The sequence below is a fragment of the Pinisolibacter aquiterrae genome (assembly GCF_019160155.1).
GTDB classification, from domain to species: domain Bacteria; phylum Pseudomonadota; class Alphaproteobacteria; order Rhizobiales; family Ancalomicrobiaceae; genus Pinisolibacter; species Pinisolibacter aquiterrae.
The window spans coordinates 63,566-85,224 of the sequence record NZ_JAFNIH010000009.1 but is presented as its reverse complement, the minus strand read 5'-3'; the positions used below and the strand labels follow the sequence as shown (position 1 = coordinate 85,224).

General features: G+C 68.9%; 18 protein-coding genes and 1 pseudogene. 10 read left to right on the top strand and 9 right to left on the bottom strand.

Going from position 1 to position 21,659, the window contains the following annotated elements:
• Positions 1-109 precede the first annotated feature (109 nt).
• Positions 110-868: an MOSC domain-containing protein gene (locus tag J3S89_RS02405; protein ID WP_217925879.1), complete on the top strand. Its 759-nt coding sequence runs from the start codon at positions 110-112 to the stop codon at positions 866-868.
• A gap of 115 nt (positions 869-983) precedes the next feature.
• Here the strand turns inward: J3S89_RS02405 and J3S89_RS02400 are convergent, their stop codons facing one another.
• The 5 genes from J3S89_RS02400 to J3S89_RS02380 form a co-directional block, all read right to left on the bottom strand.
• The gene (locus J3S89_RS02400) at positions 984-1,988 is read right to left on the bottom strand and encodes a DUF4167 domain-containing protein (protein WP_217925878.1); all 1,005 of its coding nucleotides are present in this window, start codon (positions 1,986-1,988) and stop codon (positions 984-986) included.
• A gap of 403 nt (positions 1,989-2,391) precedes the next feature.
• Positions 2,392-3,294, bottom strand: a complete 903-nt coding sequence (gene prmC, locus J3S89_RS02395) for a peptide chain release factor N(5)-glutamine methyltransferase (protein ID WP_230489154.1) — start codon at positions 3,292-3,294, stop codon at positions 2,392-2,394.
• Positions 3,291-4,358 (bottom strand): peptide chain release factor 1, encoded by a 1,068-nt coding sequence (prfA, locus tag J3S89_RS02390; protein WP_217925877.1) that lies wholly within the window; start codon positions 4,356-4,358, stop codon positions 3,291-3,293. Before prfA ends, prmC begins: the two co-directional genes overlap by 4 nt.
• A 54-nt stretch (positions 4,359-4,412) precedes the next feature.
• Positions 4,413-6,689, bottom strand: a complete 2,277-nt coding sequence (gene ptsP / locus J3S89_RS02385; RefSeq protein ID WP_217925876.1) for a phosphoenolpyruvate--protein phosphotransferase — start codon at positions 6,687-6,689, stop codon at positions 4,413-4,415.
• 139 nt (positions 6,690-6,828) lie between these two features.
• Positions 6,829-8,103, bottom strand: a complete 1,275-nt coding sequence (locus J3S89_RS02380) for an aspartate kinase (protein WP_217925875.1) — start codon at positions 8,101-8,103, stop codon at positions 6,829-6,831.
• Between the two features lie 215 nt (positions 8,104-8,318).
• Between J3S89_RS02380 and ubiG the strand changes: the two genes are divergently transcribed.
• Positions 8,319-9,071 carry a bifunctional 2-polyprenyl-6-hydroxyphenol methylase/3-demethylubiquinol 3-O-methyltransferase UbiG gene (gene ubiG / locus J3S89_RS02375; protein WP_217925874.1) on the top strand — a complete coding sequence of 251 codons (753 nt, stop codon included), beginning with the start codon at positions 8,319-8,321 and terminating at the stop codon, positions 9,069-9,071.
• A 50-nt stretch (positions 9,072-9,121) separates the two neighbouring features.
• The gene (locus J3S89_RS02370) at positions 9,122-10,054 is read left to right on the top strand and encodes a hypothetical protein (RefSeq protein WP_217925873.1); all 933 of its coding nucleotides are present in this window, start codon (positions 9,122-9,124) and stop codon (positions 10,052-10,054) included.
• Between the two features lie 19 nt (positions 10,055-10,073).
• On the opposite strand, the pseudogene J3S89_RS02365 reads toward J3S89_RS02370, so the two are convergent.
• The 4 genes and pseudogenes from J3S89_RS02365 to J3S89_RS02350 form a co-directional block, all read right to left on the bottom strand.
• Positions 10,074-11,800, bottom strand: a pseudogene (locus J3S89_RS02365) (bifunctional protein-serine/threonine kinase/phosphatase).
• A gap of 58 nt (positions 11,801-11,858) precedes the next feature.
• Positions 11,859-12,671, bottom strand: a complete 813-nt coding sequence (locus J3S89_RS02360; RefSeq protein WP_217925872.1) for a formate/nitrite transporter family protein — start codon at positions 12,669-12,671, stop codon at positions 11,859-11,861.
• A 373-nt stretch (positions 12,672-13,044) separates the two neighbouring features.
• Positions 13,045-14,988 (bottom strand): phosphoenolpyruvate carboxykinase (GTP), encoded by a 1,944-nt coding sequence (locus J3S89_RS02355; RefSeq protein WP_338020043.1) that lies wholly within the window; start codon positions 14,986-14,988, stop codon positions 13,045-13,047.
• Between the two features lie 27 nt (positions 14,989-15,015).
• Positions 15,016-16,044 carry a HugZ family pyridoxamine 5'-phosphate oxidase gene (locus J3S89_RS02350; protein WP_217925870.1) on the bottom strand — a complete coding sequence of 343 codons (1,029 nt, stop codon included), beginning with the start codon at positions 16,042-16,044 and terminating at the stop codon, positions 15,016-15,018.
• A 216-nt stretch (positions 16,045-16,260) separates the two neighbouring features.
• Between J3S89_RS02350 and J3S89_RS02345 the strand changes: the two genes are divergently transcribed.
• The 7 genes from J3S89_RS02345 (at position 16,261) to nudC (ending at position 21,492) form a co-directional block, all read left to right on the top strand.
• A complete protein-coding gene (locus J3S89_RS02345; RefSeq protein ID WP_217925869.1) occupies positions 16,261-16,962 on the top strand; it encodes a response regulator transcription factor in 702 nt (233 codons plus the stop codon).
• The gene (locus J3S89_RS02340) at positions 16,931-18,757 is read left to right on the top strand and encodes a stimulus-sensing domain-containing protein (protein WP_217925868.1); all 1,827 of its coding nucleotides are present in this window, start codon (positions 16,931-16,933) and stop codon (positions 18,755-18,757) included. The genes J3S89_RS02345 and J3S89_RS02340 overlap by 32 nt, the downstream gene beginning before the upstream one ends.
• 1 nt (position 18,758) lies before the next feature.
• Positions 18,759-19,211 (top strand): HPr kinase/phosphorylase, encoded by a 453-nt coding sequence (locus J3S89_RS02335; protein ID WP_217925867.1) that lies wholly within the window; start codon positions 18,759-18,761, stop codon positions 19,209-19,211.
• A gap of 156 nt (positions 19,212-19,367) precedes the next feature.
• Positions 19,368-19,766 (top strand): PTS sugar transporter subunit IIA, encoded by a 399-nt coding sequence (locus J3S89_RS02330; RefSeq protein WP_217925866.1) that lies wholly within the window; start codon positions 19,368-19,370, stop codon positions 19,764-19,766.
• A 7-nt stretch (positions 19,767-19,773) separates the two neighbouring features.
• Positions 19,774-20,061: an HPr family phosphocarrier protein gene (locus J3S89_RS02325; RefSeq protein WP_217925865.1), complete on the top strand. Its 288-nt coding sequence runs from the start codon at positions 19,774-19,776 to the stop codon at positions 20,059-20,061.
• Between the two features lie 58 nt (positions 20,062-20,119).
• Positions 20,120-20,527, top strand: coding sequence for an HIT domain-containing protein (locus J3S89_RS02320; protein WP_217925864.1), 408 nt, complete (start codon positions 20,120-20,122; stop codon positions 20,525-20,527).
• A 26-nt stretch (positions 20,528-20,553) separates the two neighbouring features.
• A complete protein-coding gene (gene nudC / locus J3S89_RS02315) occupies positions 20,554-21,492 on the top strand; it encodes an NAD(+) diphosphatase (RefSeq protein WP_217925863.1) in 939 nt (312 codons plus the stop codon).
• The last annotated feature ends 167 nt before the right edge of the window (positions 21,493-21,659 follow it).

Below are 21,659 nucleotides of genomic sequence, written 5' to 3'. Positions count from 1 at the left end.
GCCTTCACCGCTCTGTGAAGAGGGGAATTGCGCGAACTCTGCTTGACGCCTCGTCCGGCCGGTCGGACAACCGGCCACCGACGACCGTCGATCCTCGAGAGGACCCCGCATGAGCGCTCGCGTCACCACCTTGTGGCGGTATCCCGTCAAGGGCTTCTCGCCCGACACGCTCGCCGCCGTCGACCTCGTCCCCGGCGAGACCATGCCCTTCGATCGCGCCTACGCGGTCGAGAACGGCCCCTCCGGCTTCGACCCGGCCGCGCCGGTGCACATGCCGAAGATCAAATTCCTCTGCCTGATGCGCAACGAGGGACTGGCGCGGCTCGCGACCCGTTTCGACCCCGAAACGACCCTCTTCACCATCGCCGAGGCCGGCGCGACCCTCGCCGAGGGGCGCCTCGACACCGAGGAGGGGCGCACGGCCATCGAGACCTTCCTCGCCGCCCGCTTCGCCGACGTCCTGCGCGGTCCCCCGAAGGTGCTCCGCGCCTCTGGCCATTCCTTCTCCGACGTGGCGAAGAAGGTGCTGCATCTCGTCAATCGCGAGACCGTGCGGGCCCTCGGCGCGGAGCTGGGCGTCACCCTCGCCCCCTTGCGCTTCCGCCCCAACCTCGTCGTCGACGGCCTCGCCCCCGGCGCCGAGCTCGGCTGGCCGCGCGACATGCCGCTCTCGATCGGCGGGATCGACTTCGAGGTGGTCAAGCGCACCGAACGCTGCGCCGCCACCAACGTCGATCCGGCGACCGGCCTCCGCGATCTCCAGATCCCACGCCATCTGATGCAGACCGTCGGCCATGCCGACTGCGGCGTCTATCTGCGCGTCCTCTCCCCCGGCCGCCTCGCCGTCGGCGACGAACTCGCCGTGTGAGACCGAACTCACGACCGCCGGACGCCTTCGAATTTCCTGAGCCCGCAAGACCCCCGAAACGACGAAGGCCCGAACCGTCGCCGGTCCGGGCCTTGGAACGTGCCTTCCGCGACGATCACTCGTCGGCGGCCACCGTCGGCGCGGGCGTCGGGGTCTCCGCGGCGGGGGCCTCGCCCGCCTCGTATTCGGGCCGGCGACCACGGCCGCGCCCACCACGGGTGCGCTTGCGCGGCGCCTCGTCCGCGACCTCGCCGGGGGCGGCTTCGGGCACCGGGGTCTCGGCCGCCACCGGCGCCTCGACCGGGGTCGGGGCCGGAGCGGGGGCCGGAGCCGGCGTCGCGGCGCGGGTCGGAGCGGCGGTCAGGAAGGCCGGCAGCGCCGCCAGATCGGTCTCGACCTCGGCCTCGACGCGGGCGGCCTCGACGCGCGGCGCGCGCTCGGCCCGGGGCGGACGCGACGGCGCCTCGTGACGGTTGTCGCGCGGCTCACGGGCTTCGCGAGGCTCGCGCGCCTCACGCGCCGGCAGATCCGGACGATCGCCGCGTGTCCCGGAGCGAAAGCCCCGGCCGCGATTGCGATCGCCGCCGCGATCCTGCAGGCGCTCGGGACGATCGCCACGCGGACGCTCGTCGCGGCTCCGTCCCTCGACCGGACGGTCGCCGACGGGCAGATCGTCGACGAAGGGCTGCGGCATGTCGGCCGACATGAAGCCGTCCTCGCCGATCGCCGGACGCGGCTCGCCGCGCATTTCGAACCGAGCCTCCTGCTGAGCCTCCTCGAAATCCTCCTCGTCCTCCTCGACCTGAATGTCGGAGCGGACGATCGCCACCGGCTGCGGCGACGACGCCTGGGCGGCGGCGATGATGCGATAATAGTGTTCGGCGTGCTGGAGATAGTTCTCGGCCAAGACGGGATCGCCGCTCGACTGGGCGTCGCGCGCCAGGGCGACGTACTTCTCGGCGATGTGCAGCGCCGTGCCGCGGATCTTGACGTCGGGACCCGTCGATTCGTAGCTGCGGCTCAGCGGATTGGGACCCTTGCGGCCACCGCCACCATTGCCGCCGTTGTTGCCACCGCCACCACGACCGCGCATGCGCTTGTTGGAATTTCCCTGTCTCATACCCGTGCGATCTTTGCCGAGGAACATGTTACGTGATCTCATCCGTCCGAGGGGTATGGCGGTTCCGCTCCCGAGCCCCTGCCCCGGGCGCCGACGCTTCCATCCGTTCCGTATTTCGATCGAGCCGCGCCGCGACGACGTCACGCGCCCGGCGAAGACACCGTTGCCGGTGGATCGATACGTTTCGGATCAATTCGGGCGTTCCAGCCCCTGGAAGTGTTGGACGGACCGAAGATCAGGGGACCAGTCCGCTTCGGATCTCGCCCCCACGTCCGACGGGATCGGACCCACTGGAGCATTCTCCAGGGAGAGCGTGAATGACGCTCCTCGGATCCCCATCCGTCGACGATTTGCTTCGGTGCTCGGAAACTAGCGATTTCTCGGTCGCATTCCAAGATTTATTTTACGGTGACGCTCGAGAACCCGGCGCCCGCGCGCTGACCACCCGGTCGCGACCGGCGAGATCGGCCGTCGTCTCGACCGCGACGAAGCCCGCCGCCGAGAAGAGCGCCGCGACGCTTCTCCCCTGTTCGTGACCGATCTCCACCGCCAGGAGCCCGCCCGGCCGCAGCGCCGCGCGCGCCTCCTCGACGATCACCCGATAGGCGTCGAGCCCGTCGGCGCCCCCGTCGAGCGCGGCGAGCGGATCATGGAGACGCACCTCCTCGTCGAGCTGCGCGATCGCCGCCGTCTCGATATAGGGCGGGTTGGAGACGATCGCGTCGAAGGCCCGCGGCGCCAGCATCGAGGCATAGGAGCCGCGGACGAAGAGCGCCCGCGCCGCCACCCCGTGACGCTCGGCATTGCCGCGCGCGGTCGCGAGAGCCTCGCCGAAAAGATCGCTCGCCACCCCCCGGGCATCGCTGCGGACATGGAGCAGCGCCACCAGGATCGCCCCCGATCCGACCCCGAGATCGGCGAGGACCGGCGCCGAAACCCCCTCGAGCCGCGCCAGGACCGCCTCGACCAGCGTCTCCGTATCCGGCCGTGGCACCAGCGTTTCCGGCGTCAGAGCGAAGGCGAGACCGTAGAAGTCCGCCTCGCCGATCAGCCGCTGCACCGGCTCGCCGTCGAGCCGCCGAGAGGCGAGTTCGACGATGCGGGCGAGCGCGGCGCTCTCGATCACCCGGTCGCCGCCGAGGATCAGCCCGCCGAGATCGAGCCCGAGCACATGGCCGACGATCATCCGCGCCTCCGCCCGCGCCCCCTCGCCCGATCCGGCGAAGACCGCGCGCAGCGCCCGCAGCGTCGCCTCGACGGTCGGCGCCGGCTCCGCCGTCAGCCGCTCCAGCATCGCCCGGCTCACGTCTCCGCCTCCGCCAAGAGGGCCGCGCGATGGTCGGTGATCAGCGCGTCGATGATCTCGTCGAGCGCCCCCCCCTCAAGCACCTCCGGCAACTTGTACAAGGTGAGGTCGATGCGGTGATCGGTGACCCGACCTTGCGGGAAATTGTAGGTGCGGATCCGCTCCGACCGATCCCCCGACCCGACTTGGCCGCGACGATCCGCCGCGCGCGCCGAGGCCGCCTTCTCCCGCTCGATCTCGAAGAGACGGGTGCGCAGCAGGGCCAGCGCCTTGGCGCGATTCTGATGCTGCGACCGCTCCTCTTGGACCGCGACCGCGATCCCCGTCGGCAGATGGGTCACCCGGACCGCGCTGTCGGTCTTGTTGACGTGCTGGCCGCCGGCCCCGGAGGCGCGGAACGTGTCGAAGGAGAGATCGGACGGGGCGATCGTCACATCGACCTCCTCCGCCTCCGGCAACACCGCCACGGTCGCGGCCGAGGTGTGGATCCGCCCGCCCGATTCGGTCGCCGGCACCCGCTGCACCCGGTGCACCCCGGATTCGAACTTGAGCCGCCCATAGGCGCCGGCGCCGGAAATCTCGGCGATGATCTCCTTGTAGCCGCCGAGTTCGCTCTCGCTCGCCGAGAGGATGGTCATCCCCCAGCCGTGCGCGGCGGCGTGGCGGGCATACATCCGAAAGAGATCGCCGGCGAAGAGCGCCGCCTCGTCGCCGCCGGTTCCGGCCCGCACCTCGAGGATGACGTTGCGCGCGTCGGCCGTGTCCTTCGGCAGCAGGGCCAGCCGCACCGCCTGATCGAGCGCCTCGACCCGCGCCACGGCGGCGGCGCGCTCCTCGGCCGCCAACGCCCGCATCTCCGCGTCCGTGCCGGGATCGGCCAGCAACTGATCGAGCCCGGCGAGCTCGCTCTCCGCCGCCCGCAACGCCTGGATCTCCTCCACGAGCGGCTCCAACTCGGCCCGGTCGCGGGCGAGCGCCACATAGTCGCCGCCGCCGGCGCCCATGCGCGCGTCGAGAACGGCGAAACGATCGAGGACCGCGTCGAGTTTGGCGGAAAGGGACATCGGGACCGAGGCGCGTGGAGGAAGGGAGCGGGCGGGGGCGATCGAACCACCCCGCTAGGGCTGGACCGGCACGCCCTGCTCCTCGGCGAAGGTGCGCAGCATCGCCCGGATGTCCTCGTTCGGCCGCCCCGGCTCGAGCCGCGGCAGGAGCCGCGCCCTGAGCTTCGCCACGTCGAGTTCGAGCAGCATCGTCTTGACCGGACCGACCGACGACGACGACATCGACAAGGAGCGATAACCGAGCGCGATCAGCGCCATCGCCTCGAGCGGCCGGCCCGAGAGCTCGCCGCACAGCGTCAGCGGCACGTGATGCTCGTTCGCCTTGTCCTGGATCAGCTTGAGCACCCGGAGGAACGACAGCGACATGGCGTCGTAGCGCCCGGTCATCCGCGTGTTGCCGCGATCGGAGGCATAGGCGAACTGGAAGAGATCGTTCGACCCGACCGAGGCGAAATGCACCTTGCCGAACAGCTCGTCGAGCTGGAACAGGAGCGACGGCACCTCGATCATCACGCCGAGCTTGATCGTCTCCGGCAATTCGTAGTCGAGACGCTTGAGGAAGTTCTTCTCCCGCTCGACCAGCGCCTGGGCCCGCTCGAACTCGGAGATGTCGGCGACCATCGGGAACATCAGCCGAAGCTCGCGCCCGGCCGCCGCCTTCAGGAGCGCGCGCACCTGGATGCGCAGGAGCCCCGGCCGGTCGAGCCCGATGCGGATCGCCCGCCAGCCCATCGCCGGGTTCTCCTCCTCCTCGAGCCGCTGGGCATAGGGCAGCACCTTGTCGCCGCCGATGTCGAGCGAGCGGAAGGTGACCGGCTTGCCGCCGGCCGATTCCAGCACCCGGGCGTAGAGCGCCTCCTGTTCGCCGATGCGCGGGAACGCCGTCGCCACCATGAACTGGAGTTCGGTGCGGAAGAGGCCGATGCCCGATGCGCCGCTCTCCTCCAGATGCGGCAGGTCGAGGAAGAGACCGGAATTCAGCAGAAGCTGGACGTGGTGCCCATCCTTGGTGATCGACGGCCGCGACTTCAGGCGCCGATACTGCGCCTGCTTGCGCGCGCGGAACCGCACCTTCTCCGCGAAGGCGCTCTCCACGTCCGGTGCCGGGCGGAGATGGACCGCCCCGCTCTCGCCGTCGACGATGATCGAATCGCCGGTCTCCACCAGCGAGACCACGCCCTCGACCTGCCCGACCACCGGAATGCCCATCGACCGCGCCACGATCGAGATGTGGCTGGTCGGCGCGCCCTCCTCGAGCACCAGACCCTTGATGCGGTCGCGGTCGTAGTCGAAGAGATCGGCCGCGCCCATGTTGCGGGCGACGATCACCGCGTCCTTGGGCAATTCGCCCGCCATCGGCCCGTGCGGCCGTCCCATCAACTCGCGGATCAGCCGGTTGGCGAGCGCGTCGAAGTCGTGCAGCCGTTCGCGCAAGTAAGGGTCGGTCTGGCGCAGCATCCGCGCGCGGGTGTCCGACTGGACCTTCTCGACGGCGGCCTCGGCGGTCAGGCCGTTCTTGACCGCTTCTTCCATCTTGCGCACCCAGCCGCGATCATAGGCGAACATGCGATAGGCCTCGAGCACGTCGCGGTGCTCGCCGACCTGATCGAGTTCGGAGCGCGACAGGAGCGCGTCGACCGAGAGCCGCAGCTTCTCGATCGCCGTGTCGAGCCGGTTCGCCTCGCGCGGCACGTCGTCGGCGATCAGCGCCGAAACGACGATGCGCGGCTCGTGCAGGACCACGTGACCGAGCCCGACGCCCTCGCCGAGGCCGACGCCCTTCAACTGCATCGGCCGCTTCACGTCGAGCGACGACCCCGGCTTCAGGAGCCGTTCGAGCCCACCGGCGGCGATCATCTCGGCGATGATCATCGCCGTCGTCTGGAGGATCTCGACCTCGTCTTCCTGATAGGTGCGATGCGCCTTGTTCTGCACCACCAGGACGCCGAGGATGCGGCCGGCGCGCAGGATCGGCACGCCGAGGAAGGCGTTGAACATTTCCTCGCCCGTCTCCGGCTTGTAGGCGAAGGCGGGATGGGACTGGGCGTTGGGCAGGTTGAGGCAGCGCGCCTCCGAGGCGATCAGGCCGACCAGACCCTCGCCGACCTTGAGGCTGGTCTGATGCACCGCCTCGCGCTTGAGGCCGACGGTGGCGGCGAGTTCGAGCACGTTGTCGTCGCGCAGAACGTAGACCGAGCACACCTCGGCGACCACGTTGGTGGCGATCTGCTCGACGATCTTGTCGAGGCGTTCCTGCGGATTGATGGGTTCGGCCATCAACTCGCGGAGCTTGCGGAGAAGAATGCGCGGCGCGCCCAGAGATCCACGCATCTCCGTTCTCCTACTCGACGGGTCCGCTCGAGGCGACACACCCCGGTCGGCACCAGCATGTCACCGAACCGTCCGAAAAATCAATCGGATCGGTACACCCAGGTGAAGACGGACGGGCGTCGTCGCCCGTCCGCGCCGTTCACGCCTTGTCGAGACCGTAGGCGGTGTGCAGCGTGCGCACCGCCAGTTCGGTATAGGCGGCGTCGATCAGCACGGAGATCTTGATCTCCGAGGTGGTGATCGCGCGAATGTTGATGCCCTTGGAGGCGAGCGCGGTGAAGGCCTGGGAGGCGACGCCTGCATGGCTGCGCATGCCGATGCCGATCACCGAGACCTTGACCACGTCGGCGGAGGACTCGATCAGCGTCGGGCCGATCTCGGCCTGGGCCGCCTCCAGCACCGAACGGGCGCGCGCCTCGTCGATCGCCGGCACCGTGAAGGTGAGGTCGGTCGTCGAGCCGTCGGCGGAGGTGTTCTGCACGATCATGTCGACGTTGATGTTGGCCTCGGCCAGGGCGCCGAACACGGCCGCCGCGACGCCCGGCTTGTCGGCGACGCGACGCAGCGAAATCTGGGCTTCGTCCTTGGAATAGGCGATCCCGGTGACGACCTGAGTTTCCACGATCTCGTCCTCGTCGCAAATGAGAGTTCCCGGCGGATTGCCGTGGGCATCGACCCCGACGGTGTCGGGATCGTCGAAGCTCGAGCGGACGAAGGTGCGCACCTTCTTGACCATCGCGAGCTCGACGGAGCGGACCTGCAGCACCTTGGCGCCGAGCGAGGCCATCTCCAGCATTTCCTCGAAGGCGACCTTCTCCAACCGCCGCGCCTTCGGCACGATGCGCGGATCGGTCGTGTAGACGCCGTCGACGTCGGTATAGATGTCGCAGCGATCCGCGTTCACCGCGGCGGCGATCGCCACCGCGCTGGTGTCGGAGCCGCCGCGCCCCAGCGTCGCGATGCGGCCGGTCGGGCCGACGCCCTGGAAGCCGGCGATCACCGCGACCTCGCCGCGGCTCATCACCTCGATCATCTTGGCACCGTCGATGTCCATGATCCGGGCCGAGCCGTGGGCGTCGTCGGTGGTGAGCGGGATCTGCCAACCCTGGAACGAGCGCGCCGGAATGCCCATCGCCTGCAGAACGATGGCGAGGAGGCCCGACGTCACCTGTTCGCCGGAGGCGACCACGGCGTCGTATTCCATCTGATCGAAGATGTGGCCGTCGCGGTTGCCGGTCGAGGCGGCGTCCTGGACGTAGCCGACCAGCGTGTTGGTGACGCCCGACATCGCCGAAACCACGACCGCGACCTGATGGCCGGCCTTGACCTCGCGCGCGACATGGCGCGCCACGTTGCGGATGCGTTCGACGTTGGCGACGGAGGTGCCGCCGAATTTCAGGACCAGACGGGCCATCGTGCCACTCGAGATCTGTACCGAAGACGGAAGAGCCGCGACGGGAGGGCCCGCACGGCTCGGATCGCGCGCTTGATACTGGAAAGCCGGGGCCCGCGCAACGCCGCCGACCCTCGTGAGAACCCGAGGTCGCACGCATTTCGCCGCCGGCCCGAACCCGCTCTTGACCGGGAACCCGCGCCGGATACCTTGACGCTCGACACGAGGATCCATCCATGACCATCCCCCATGCCCACGGCACCGTCGATTCCACCGAGATCGGCAATTTCGAAGCCATGGCCGCCGACTGGTGGGACCCGAACGGCCGTCTCCGGCCGCTGCACGACCTCAACCCGGTCCGCCTCTCCTATCTGAAGCGCGAGATCTGCCGCCGCTTCGGCCGCGACGAGACCGACACGCGCGCCCTCGAGGGGCTCGGGATCCTCGACATCGGCTGCGGCGGCGGCCTCCTGACGATCCCGCTCGCCCGCCTCGGCGCCGCCATGGTCGGCGCCGATGCCGGTGCCGCCAACGTCGAGGCCGCCCGGGTCCAGGCGGAGAAGGTCGGCGTCGAGGTCGACTGGCGCTCCACCACCGCGGAAGCGATCGCCGAGGCCGGCGAGACCTTCGACGTGGTGATCGCCATGGAGATCGTCGAGCACGTCGCCGACCTGCCGCTCTTCCTGCGCGAGATCGCCAAGCTCGTGCGCCCCGGCGGGCTCCTCTTCCTCGCCACCATGAACCGCACGCTGAAGAGCTTCGCGCTCGCCATCGTCGGCGCCGAATACGTCCTGCGCTGGCTGCCGCCCGGCACCCACACCTGGTCGAAGTTCGTCACCCCGAAGGAGCTGGAGCGCGCCGTCGAGGCGACCGGGCTCGAGGTCCTCGACGCCTGCGGCATGGTGTTCGATCCGCTGCGCGGATCGTGGTCGCTGAGGAACGGCGATCTCGACGTCAATTATCTGATGCTGGCCGAACGGCCCGCCTGATCCCTGCCTTCTCTTCCGCCTTCCCACCTTCTCCCCGAGAGGAGACGAGCATGACGAGATCCCGTATCTTCGCCACGATCGCCGCCGTGTGTCTCGTCGCCTCGGGCGCGGCGCGGGCGCAACAGGTCGGCAAACCGATCAAGACCATCGGCCAGTGGTCGATCGAGCACGTCACCGAAAACGGCAAGTTCTTCGGCTGCCGCGCCAACACCAAGACCCCGACCGGCATCGTCGGCGTCCTGCAATATGCCAACGGCTCCTGGGTCGTCACCCTGCCCGACATGAACTTCCCCGACGGGCAGAAGCTCTCCGGCATGCTGGAGATGAACCGCGCCTCCGAGCCCTTCACCCTGACGGTGTCGCGCAAGGGTCTGCGCGAGGCGATCAAGATCAATGCCGGCATTCTCGACGCGCTGCGCCAGGGCGGCAATCTCATGGCGAACGTCGGCGGCAAGACCTTCAGCTGGCGGATGGACAACGGCGCCGGCGCCATCGGCGCCGTTCAGGATTGCCGCAATCTCGGCGCCGCCGGCGGCGGCCCCGCCGCGGCGCCAACTCCCACCCGCGCCAAGGAGGTCTACACGCCGTGGCGAGACGTCGGTCCGTGGAAGGTCTCCACCGTGACCGTCGGCCCGAAGTTCAACCGCTGCCGCGCCGGACTGAAGACCAGGGACGGCGAGCTCTCCCTGATCCAATGGGAGAACGGCAAATGGTCGATCGGCATCCCCAACCTGGGCTGGCCGACCGGCCGGAAATTCGACGGGATGCTCGAGTTCAATCGCGCCTCGCTGCCCTTCGAGATCACCACCACCGCGGGGCTCCGCCCGACCGTCACCATCGACGACGGGATGCTCTCCGCGCTGCGCGACGGCGGTTTCCTCCAGGTGAACGTCGGCGGCCAATCGCGCTCCTGGCGCCTCGATCAGACCGCCTCCGCCATGGGCGGCGTCCAGGACTGCCGCAGGGAGGGCGTGAACCGCTGATCCCCGGCCGAGCGGCCCGTCAGAACCGGCCGAAATGCCGGGCGATCAGAAGCCCGATCAGGATCGCCGCCAGAAGTCCCGACACCGCCTTCCAGAACAGCACCGGATGGCGGGTCATCAACGGTGGCGGCCCGGCGCGCAGAGGGATCGCCCGGGGGTGGCGCAGATCCTCGACGAATTCCGACAGCGCCTCCTGGCGCCGCGACGGATCGGGATCGACCGCCCGCTCCAGCACCCCGTCGATCCACAGCGGGATCCGCCCCTGCGGATCGAGCGCCGAGACGTAGCGCAGCCGCCGCTGCTCGGCCCGGGTCCGCGCCCGCGCCACCTCCGCCCCGCAGGGCAATCGTCCGGTCAGCATCTGATAGGTGACGACCCCGAGCGAGAACAGGTCCGACCGGGTCGTGCCGCGCTCTCCGAGGAAATATTCCGGCGCCGTATATTGCGCCGTGCCGAGGATCTCCTCGTCCTCGATCGGCGAGATCTCGGCGAGCCCTGCCACCCGGGTCGAGCCGAAGTCGATGATCTTCACCGTCCCCGCCGCGTCGATCATGACGTTGTCGGGACGCAGATCCTGATGCAGCATCTCCTTGCGATGAGACGCCCGGAGCCCCTTGGCGATCTGCTCGACGATGCCGCGCACCGTCTCGAGATCGGGGTGCGGATGGTCGATCATCCACTGGGTCAGGGTCCGCCCTCGAGCGGCTCCATCACCACGTAGAGATGATCGCGCCGCCGGTCCGGCGCCCGCGCCTTCACCACATGGGCACTGTCGATCCGCCGGGCGATCCACTCCTCCATCATGAACCGCTTGAGCCGCTCCGGCTCGGCGCCCGCGTCGACCGACGGCGTCTTGAGCACCACCGTCTCGCCGGTCTCGACGTCCTCGGCGAGAAGGATGTGACTGCGATGGGTCGCCTTCAGCTCGCGCAGGATCCGGTAGCCCTCGAAGACCATCCGCGCCGAGAGCGGCGGCGGCGGCGCCAGATCCGCCGCCCGCCCCAACACCTCCTCGGCGTGCCCGTCCGACAGCGCGTCGACGCGCACGACCTGCACCGTCAGATTGTCCGGACTGCCGCGCGCGAAGGGCCTCCTCGACGATCGCCCGCGCCGCGCCGTCGAGATCGCCACCCGCGGCCTGGATCGCATCGGCGACGAACCCGGCGGCGACGTGTTCATGGACCCCGTCGGTCGCCAGCACGAAGACGTCGCCGATCTCGACCGGCACCGCCCGCGTCTCCACCTCGACGAAGGGATCCGACCCCAGCCCCGCGCGAGCAGGCTCTCGCCGCCGGCGACGATGCGATGATCGGTCGTCAGGGGGTCGAGCGACCGCCCCTCGAGCCTGAGGATGCGCGCGTCGCCGACGTGGAAGAGATGCGCCGTCCGCGACTTCACCACCATCGCCGAGAAGGCGCAGACGTGACCGCAATCGCGATCGACGCGGGCACGCTGGGTCTCGGCATGGAGCCACGCGTTGGTCGCGGCCAGCACTCTGAGCCCCGAGGACTTCACCGACCAGGCCTCGGAGGTGCAGTAATAGTCGGAAAGAAAGCTCTTCACCGCCGTCTCGGCGGCGATCCGACCATGGAGCGACGTCGAGATGCCGTCGGCGAGCGCGATCGCCACGCCCTTGGTCGCCGCGAGCGGCGGCTCCGGCACCACGAAACCGTCGAAATCCTGATTGGACGCCTTGGCGCCGGCCGCGGAATGGCGGCCGATCGAAAGGGAGAGGATTGCGGCCATCGACGCCCCCGGCGCATGGAGCGAGGCCCCGCCGTCGGCGGGACCTCGCGTCGCTCGATCAGCCGATCGCGCGCTTCGGCGCCGTCTTCACGTGGGTCGAATAGAGAGTCAACCCGACGAAGGTCAGACCTCCGACGAGATTGCCCACGACCGTCGGGATCTCGTTCCAGATCATGTAGTCCATGATCGAGAACTTGCCCCCCAGCATCAGCCCCGACGGGAACAGGAACATGTTCACGATCGAATGCTCGAACCCCATGTAGAAGAACAGCATGATCGGCATCCACATGGCCATGATCTTGCCGGACACCGAGGTCGACATGATCGCCGCGACGACGCCGGTCGACACCATCCAGTTGCAGAGCACGCCACGAATGAACAGCGTCAGCATGCCGGCCGCCCCATGCGCCGCATAGCCGACCGTGCGCCCCTCGCCGATGTGGCCGATCGCCTTGCCGACCGCGTTGGGTTCCGTGTCGAAGCCGAAGGTGAAGATGATCGCCATGAACAGCGCCACCGTCAGCGCCCCGGCGAAATTGCCGACGAAGACGAGTCCCCAGTTGCGCAGCACCCCGCCGATGGTCACCCCCGGCCGCTTGTCGATCAGGGCGAGCGGCGTCAGCGTGAAGACGCCGGTGAGCAGATCGAAGCCGAGCAGATAGAGCAGGCAGAAGCCGACCGGGAACAAGATCGCGCCCGCCAGCGGCTGGCCGGTCTGGACGTTGATCGTGACCGCGAAGGCGGCGGCGAGCGCCAGGATGGCCCCGGCCATATAGGCCCGGATCACCGTGTCCCGCGTCGACATGAGGACTTTCGATTCCCCCGCGTCCACCATTTTGGCGACGAATTCCGAAGGCGCGAGATAAGCCATGTGAGACCCCCGATTGCACATCGGCGAAATCACCCGACCGAAGTGTTCGTCACCGCCCTGCACGACGGTGACCCGATGAACACCTTCGCTTCGAGCGACCTCCCCCAGAGAGATACGTCGATGGCTCGATCCGTCCCCGATCGAACGTGACGCTCTTCATCAAGCTTCGTGCCATCTCGGGAAGGCGCGGAAATCATGCACTTTCCCGTAGGGTCACCTTCGGCAGCATATTGCACCTGCTCATTCGCGATGCAGCGCACATAGAGTTTCATCGCGGCCGTCGGGAACGCCGCCCGCCGACGACCCGTGGAAACGAAGACGGCCCCGGATCGCTCCGGGGCCGTCGAAGATCGGATCGCGAGAAAGCCTCGGATCAGTCCTGCAGTTCCCACACCGCCGGCGAGCGCTCGAGGCGCGCCGCGAAGAGCTGACGATGCAGCTCCATTTCCTTCGGCAGCTTGGCGCCGAACTGAGCGAAGTGCGCGACCTGCTCCTCGGCTTCCGCCAGACCCTTCTCCCGGTCGACCTTGACGATGGCGTCGTACTTGGCCTTCGGGAAGTCGAGACCCTTCCAGTTCAGGTCGGAATAGCGCGGCACCCAGCCGTAGGGGCTCTCGACCGCCTCGGCGTGACCGTGGACGCGCGCGACGATCCACTCGAGGGCACGCATGTTGTCGCCGTAGCCCGGCCAGATGAACTTGCCGTTCTCGTCCTTACGGAACCAGTTGACCCGGAAGATGCCCGGCGCGCTCGGCAGGTTGCGGCCGAGATCGAGCCAATGCGCCCAGTAGTCGCCCATGTTGTAGCCGCAGAACGGCAGCATGGCGAAGGGATCGCGACGCATCGCCGCCTGACCGACGGCCGCGGCGGTGGCTTCCGAGCCCATGGTGGCGGCGAGATAGACGCCGTGGCTCCAGTCGAACGCCTGGAACACCAGCGGGAACGCCTTGGAGACGCGGCCACCGACGATGAAGGCCGAGATCGGCACGCCCGCCGGATCTTCCCAGGCCGGGTCGATCGAGGGAACCTGGCTCGCCGGCGCGGTGAAGCGGGAGTTCGGATGCGCCGCCGGACGGCCGCAGCCCGGGGTCCAGTCCTGGCCGGTCCAGTCGATGAGGTGCGAGGGCGCCTCGTCGGTCAGACCTTCCCACCACACGTCGCCGTCATGGGTCATCGCCACGTTGGTGAAGATGCAGTTGGCGTAGAGCGTGGCGAGGGCGTTCGGGTTGGAGACGTCGTTGGTGCCGGGAGCGACGCCGAAGAGGCCGTTCTCCGGGTTGATCGCATGCAGCACGCCCTTGGCGTCCGGCTTGATCCAGGCGATGTCGTCGCCGATCGTCGTGACTTCCCAGCCCTCGTAGCCCTTGGGCGGGATCAGCATGGAGAAGTTGGTCTTGCCGCAGGCCGACGGGAAGGCGGCCGCCACGTAGGTCTTCTCGCCCTGCGGGTTCTTCACGCCGAGGATGAGCATGTGCTCGGCGAGCCAGCCCTCGTCGCGCGCCATCACCGAGGCGATGCGCAGCGCGAAGCACTTCTTGCCGAGCAGCGCGTTGCCGCCGTAGCCCGAGCCGTAGGACCAGATCTCACGGGTCTCGGGGAAGTGGACGATGTACTTGGTGTCGTTGCAGGGCCAGGTGGAATCCTTCTGACCCGGCTCGAGCGGCGCGCCGACCGAGTGGATCGCCGGAACGAAATCGTCGTCGCCGAGCACGTCGAGCACCTTCTGACCCATCCGGGTCATGATGCGCATGTGGACCGCGACATAAGCCGAGTCGGTCAGTTCCACGCCGATCTGGGCGATCTTGGAGCCGAGCGGACCCATGGAGAAGGGGATGACGTACATGGTACGCCCCTTCATGCAGCCGTCGAACAGGCCGGTCATGGTCGCGCGCATCTCGTCCGGATCCGCCCAGTTGTTGGTCGGGCCGGCGTCTTCCTTGAGCTTCGAGCAGATGAAGGTGCGATCCTCGACACGCGCCACGTCGGACGGCGACGAGCGCGCCAGGAAGCTGTTCGGGCGCTTGTCGGGGTTGAGGCGCGTGAACACGCCCGCATCCACCAGTTCCTGGCAGAGAGCGTCGTATTCTTCCTGCGAACCGTCACACCAATGGATCTTGGCGGGCTTGGTCAGCTTGGCGACCTCGTCGACCCAGGCGATCAATTTGGCGTTCATGGTGGGAGCTCGAGACATCAAGGTTCTCCGGTGGAGGTGTCGCGCTCTCGCCCCGCCCGGGCTTCGACCTGACGGGGACCGGGAGCGCGTGTCGATAGGGCTTGCGATTCGCCGGTGGAGGCAAACGACTTCGGAGGGCGGCACGAAGACCACCCGAGGACGGAAACGCCCCTATTCGAGATGGATTCTGCTCGGGCTCACGAGGCGTTCGCGATGGAACGCTCCCCCCTCGACCCCCGAACGCGATCCCCCGATCCGCATCAAAAAAACGACTCCACCCTGAACAGCGACGTCGGTTCGGCGCCCTTTTTCGAAGTCTTCGAAATCGGGGCTCGGCCCACGCCCTGTCGGTTGACTATCCTTTTGCGCTCGTTCCATCGAGCGCGCGCAAAATACTACATCGTTCCCGATGTAAACAAGGGAGTCGTAAGTCGGATCGAATGCGTAGTGCGAACTACAACGATTTAAGAAATTTATTGCAAGATACTGGATTCTTCCCAACGACGCAGCGCCGCCTCGAAATCCGCGCCCGTGTGCGCGATTTCGCCGAAGGTGAGGCGTCGAAACGCTCGATACGGCCCATCGCCGGTGGCGAGATCGAGCCCCTCGGGGTCGAGACCCACGACGTGCCAATCGCCGGCCGGCGCCCCGAGCCTCGCCGCCAGGCGCGACGCGCCCCGCCTCCGCCTCGATCGCCGCCACCACCGCCGCCTCCGCCGCGACGAGCGCCTCACAGCCGGTCGGATCGAGCAGCAGATCCTCGCGCCGCACCCGCATCGCCCGGCCGAATCCGGCGACGAGATGGGCCTCCTCCACCACCAGCCGGAAGAAGGCGAAATCGCCGAATCCGGCATAGAGCGCCGCCTCCGGCAGTCGCGCCAGATAGCGCCGCGCCGCCTCCGTCGCCGCCTCGATCCGCTCGATCCGTCCGACCACGGTGACGCGGCCACCCTGCTGCGGATCCGGCACGGTGCGATCCTCGTAGAGGAGCGAGGCGCGCGGATCCTCGGCGAGATTGCGCGAATGCGCCGCCAGCGTCGACATCAGCAGGATCGGCGTTCCGTCCGGCTCGCAGGCGACCGAGACCATCGATCCGAACGGATGGCCGGTGCGCCGCGCGATCGTCGCCAGCGCGGCGGTGCGCGCCTGCCGGATCAGGCGGCGCGAGGTCTCGACGGGAGAGAAGGCGGGCTCGGTCATCGGACGTCCTCGAAGCGAAGCGGGCGGCGTCCATGTCGGACGAGGCGCGCCCCCGCGTCAATCCGCGCGGGGGCGAGGCCCGTCCCGGCCCGCAACCGATTCTCGCGGCGGTGGCGGGACTTGACGGTCTCGGTTATGATCACCGCCATGATTTGCGCGCATTCGCCGTGGTATTGGGCCCCGAATGACGCCCCCCGCACGGAGATCGGCATACCCATGCCCACCATCGCCCTCGTCGACGACGACCGCAACATCCTGACCTCCGTCTCCATCGCGCTCGAGTCCGAAGGCTACCGGGTCCAGACCTATACCGACGGCGCCTCCGCGCTCGACGGTCTCAAGGCCAATCCGCCCGACCTCGCCATCTTCGACATCAAGATGCCGCGCATGGACGGCATGGAGCTTCTGCGCCGCCTGCGCCAGAAGTCCGAGCTGCCGGTGATCTTCCTCACCTCCAAGGACGACGAGATCGACGAGCTGTTCGGCCTCAAGATGGGCGCCGACGACTTCATCCGGAAGCCCTTCTCCCAGCGGCTTCTGGTCGAGCGGGTCAAGGCGGTTCTGCGCCGGGTCGCTCCGAAGGGCGAGGGCGCGGTCAAGCCGACCGACGCCGCCCGGATCCTGGAGCGCGGCCCGCTGTCGATGGACCAGGAGCGCCACACCTGCACCTGGAAGGGCGAGCCGGTGGTGCTCACCGTCACCGAGTTCCTCATTCTCTATTCTCTCGCCCAACGCCCCGGCGTGGTGAAGAGCCGCAACGCCCTGATGGATGCCGCCTACGACGATCAGGTCTACGTCGACGACCGCACCATCGACAGCCACATCAAGCGGCTGCGCAAGAAGTTCAAGGCGGTCGACGACGACTTCGAGATGATCGAGACGCTCTATGGCGTCGGCTACCGCTTCAAGGAGATGTGACGGTCCAGTGGCGGTCGAGATCGACGACGACCCGGCGGCGACGCTCCCGCGGCCTCGACGTGGCACGCGGGTGTTGCGGCTGCTCGCCCGCCGCCTCCTGCGCCTGTTCGGCGACACCGCCTTCTCGAGCCTGACCCGCCGCATCGTTCTCCTGAACTTCACCGGCCTCTTCGCGCTGGTGCTGGCGATCCTCTATCTCAATCAGTTCCGCGCCGGCCTGACCGACGCCCGCATCGAGAGCCTCCAGACCCAGGGCGAGATCATCGCCGCCGCGATCGGCGCCTCCTCTCAGAAGGAATCGGGCGCCTCCGGCATCGATCTCGACGCCCTGCTCCGGGCCGAGATCGGCGACAAGAGCGAACAACCCGACACCGGCGACGAGATCTCGCCGCTCGAATTCCCGATCGACCCGATGCGCGTCGCGCCGATCCTGCGCCGCCTCATCTCCCCGGCCAAGACCCCGGCCCGCGTCTGGGACCGCGACGGCTTCCTGGTGCTCGACAGCCGCACGCTCTACCGCGCCGGCGGCTTCTTCTCGCCCGAACTGGTGGCGCCGGCGCCGGCGCCCGATCCCGGCCTCTTCCACCGCACCCTCGAGGTGGTCTCGCGCTGGATGCGCGGCGGTCACGATCTGCCGGTCTATCGCGAATTGGGCATCTCCGCCGGCAAGGACTATCCGGAGGTCGCCGCCGCCCTCGCCGGCACGACCACACCGATCGTCCGCGTCACCACCCACGGCGAGATGATCGTCACCGTGGCGGTGCCGATCCGCCGCGGCCGCACCATCCTCGGCGCCCTTCAACTCTCCACCCCCGGCGGCGACATCGACGCGATCGTGCGCAACGAGCGCATGGCGATCCTGCGCGTCTTCCTGGTCGCCGCGATCGTCATCGTGCTCCTGTCGACCCTGCTCGCCGGCACCATCGCCGCGCCGCTGCGCCGCCTCGCCGCCGCCGCCGACCGGGTCCGCCGCTCGGTCAAGGCGCGCGAGGAGATCCCCGACTTCTCCGAGCGCAGCGACGAGATCGGCCATCTCTCGCGGGCGCTGCGCGACATGACCAATTCGCTCTATGGCCGCATGGACGCGATCGAGAGTTTCGCCGCCGACGTCGCCCACGAATTGAAGAACCCGCTGACCTCGCTCAGGAGCGCCGTCGAGACCCTGCCGCTCGCCCGCAACGACACCTCGCGCGCCCGCCTGATCGAGATCGTCCAGCACGACGTCAAACGCCTCGACCGCCTGATCACCGACATTTCCGACGCCTCCCGCCTCGATGCCGAACTCGCCCGCCAGGACAGCGCCCCGGTCGACGTCCAGGCTCTGGTCGAGGCGGTCGTGTCGCTGCAGAACGACCTCGCCGCCAAGCGCGATCAGAAGGTGACGCTCTCCGCCCGTCCGCTCGGCGCGCCCCATCTCGCCTTCTTCGTGATGGGCCACGACAGCCGCCTCGGTCAGGTGCTGACCAATCTCGTCGACAACGCCCGCTCCTTCTCGCCCGACGGCGGCGAGGTGCGGGTCGAACTGGTCGCCACCGGCGGCCGCGTCGAGATCGTCGTCGACGACGACGGCCCCGGCATCCGCCCCGATCAGGCCGAGCGCATCTTCGAGCGCTTCTACACCGACCGCCCCGACAGCGAGGGCTTCGGCAACAACTCCGGCCTCGGCCTCGCCATCTCCCGCCAGATCGTCGAGGCGCACGGCGGCACGCTGATCGCCCGCAACCGCACCGCCGCCGACGGCACCGTCTCCGGCGCCCGCTTCACCGTGTCCCTTCCCGGCGGAGCGGTGACCTGACATGGCCGACGGCGCGACCATCCATGCCTGCGCCGTTCTCTACGAGGGGCGCGGCGTGCTGGTACGCGGGGCCTCCGGCGCCGGCAAGTCGTGCCTGGTGCTCGATCTCCTCGACGACGCCCTGGCGCGCGGCCGCGACGCCGCGCTGATCGCCGACGACCGCGTCGTGGTCGGCGCCGCCCACGGGCGCCTCGTCGCCCGCACGCCGACGACCATCGCCGGCCTGATCGAACTGCGCGGTCTCGGCATCGTCACCCTGCCCTACGAGCCGGCCGCCGTGATCGCCCTGGTGGTCGACATCGAGGCGACCCTGCCGCCGCGCATGCCCGAGGACGAGGCGCGATTCGCCGTGCTCGACGGCCTCCGCCTGCCCTGTCTCAGGCTCTGGCGCGACGATCGCCGCGCGGTTTTGCGTGTGCGAAACGCCCTGCGCGCGCTCGACGAAAACCCGTGACGCACTGCAGGATTTTGCAATATCCGAACATTCTCACTTGAACTTCGCGCTCGTCCCGCCCATTTTTGCGCGCTACCCGGAAGCGGGTGTGGCGTGGTCCTCTCGCGAGAGAGACGCGCCGGCTCGCCTCCCCGTCGGCCCGCAGGAGCGCACTCCATGATCGGTCTCGTCCTCGTCACGCACGGGGATCTCGCCAAAGAGTTCGTCAAGGCTCTGGAACACGTCGTAGGCCCTCAACGCCAGATCGCCACGATCTGCATCGGCCCGGAGGACGACATGGAGCAGCGGCGCGGCGACATCCTCGCCGCCGTGACCTCCGTCGACACCGGCGAGGGCGTCGCCATTCTCACCGACATGTTCGGCGGCACGCCTTCCAACATGGCGATCTCGGTGATGAACGGCGGTTCGATCGAAGTGGTCGCCGGCATGAATCTGCCGCTCCTGGTCAAGCTCGCCAAGGTCCGCAGCGAGCGCAAGTTGCTCGACGCGGTGATCGAGGCCAAGGAGGCCGGTCGCAAGTACATCAACGTGGCCAGTCAGGTTCTCCAGGGCTGAGGAACGCATGAGCGCAGACGCGACGGCCGGCATCGAACGCGACATCCCCATCACCAACAAGCGAGGCCTCCACGCCCGCGCCTCGGCCAAATTCGTCCAGACGGTCGAATCCTTCGACGCCGAGGTCGAGGTCTCCAAGGACAATCAGTCGGTCTGCGGCACCTCGATCATGGGTCTGATGATGCTCGCCGCCTCGATCGGCACCTCGATCCACGTGACCACCCGCGGCCCCCAGGCCGCCGAGGCGATGCAGGCCATCGTCGATCTGGTCGAGGCCCGCTTCCACGAGGAATGAGGCGGCGGAGGCGACGCGCTCCCGCGCGGCCGGACCGTCTCGCAAACCTGGGTTCGCCATGACCGTCTTCACTCTCGATCCGCGCCTCGCCGCCGACACCCGGCCGCTCTGCGATCTCGCCCTCTCACGCGTGCTGGCGATGCGGCCGAGCGATCACCCCTGGCTGATCCTGGTGCCGCGCCGCGCCGATCTGGTCGAGATCCTCGACCTCGAGCCGGCCGACCGCGCCCTCCTCTTCGACGAGATCACTCGCGTCGCCGACGCCCTGCGCGCCGAGACCGGCGCCCACAAGCTCAACGTCGCCGCCCTCGGCAACGTCGTCGCCCAGCTCCACGTTCACGTGATCGCCCGCTTCCGCGACGATCCCGCCTGGCCGAACCCGGTCTGGGGGCGCCCACTCGCGCGTCCGCTCGCCGACGCCGCGCTCGACGATCTCGCCGACCGCCTCACCCGCCGGCTCGCCTGAGCCGCCCGACGCGAAGAGGTCGACGCATGCTCCCGCCCGCTCCGCCGTCCGAGCCGTCGCTCGACTTCCGCTTCGCCCGCACGGCGCTCGACCGCCGCGCCGACCTGCGCGACGACGTTCCCGCCCTCGCCGCGCTCGCCGCCGACCGCCGCGCCCGAACCCTGGTGACCTCCGGCAGCCGCGTCGTCGTCGCCCGCCGCTCGGACGGTGGCCTCGACGCCGCCCTCGACGGCGACCTCGCCGCCCGCCTCGCCCCCTCCGACGCCGAGCCGATCTTCCTCGGCACCGACGCCGGTGTCGGCTGGTTCGCCCTGCCTCTCGCCGACCCCGACCGCGCGGCAGCCGCCGGCCTCGAACTGATCGAACTGCGCGCCCTGGCGATCGCCGGCACGCTCCCCGACACGCATTACGGCGCCCTCGCCGCCGCCCGCGCCCTCCACCATTGGCACGAGGGACATCGCTTCTGCGCCCGTTGCGGCGCCGCCTCGCGGCCGACCTCGGCCGGGTGGAAACGCGTCTGCCCGTCGTGCTCGACCGAGCATTTCCCGCGCACCGACCCGGTGGTGATCATGCTGGTGGAGGACGGCGAGCGCTGCCTGCTCGGACGCGGCCACGCCTTTCCGGAGGGGATGTGGTCCTGCCTCGCCGGGTTCATGGAACCGGGCGAGACCATCGAGGGGGCGGTGCGCCGCGAGACCCTCGAGGAGGCCGGCATCGCCGTCGGCGCGATCGCCTATGTCGCCAGCGAACCCTGGCCCTTTCCCGGCTCGCTCATGATCGGCGTGCGCGCCCACGCCCTCGACCGCACGATCCGGATCGATCCGAAGGAACTGGCCGATTGCCGCTGGTTCGACCGCGACGAGGCCCGCCTCCTCCTCGACCGGCGCCATCCCGACGGCCTCGTCGCGCCGCCGCCGATCGCCATCGCCCACCACCTGTTGCGGACGTTCGTCGAAACGCGGTGAACGTTTCCTCAACCATACGTGCCCCTACCCCGACGCAACCCACCCTTGGAAAGGGCTCCTTAAATGGTCGCGGCGTAGAACGGACCGGATCGGTCGTGGAACGTGCCGCGACGCGAGGAGCCCGCTCGATGAGTCGTCTGAAGTCCGTCCTCGTACCGTCCGGAAGA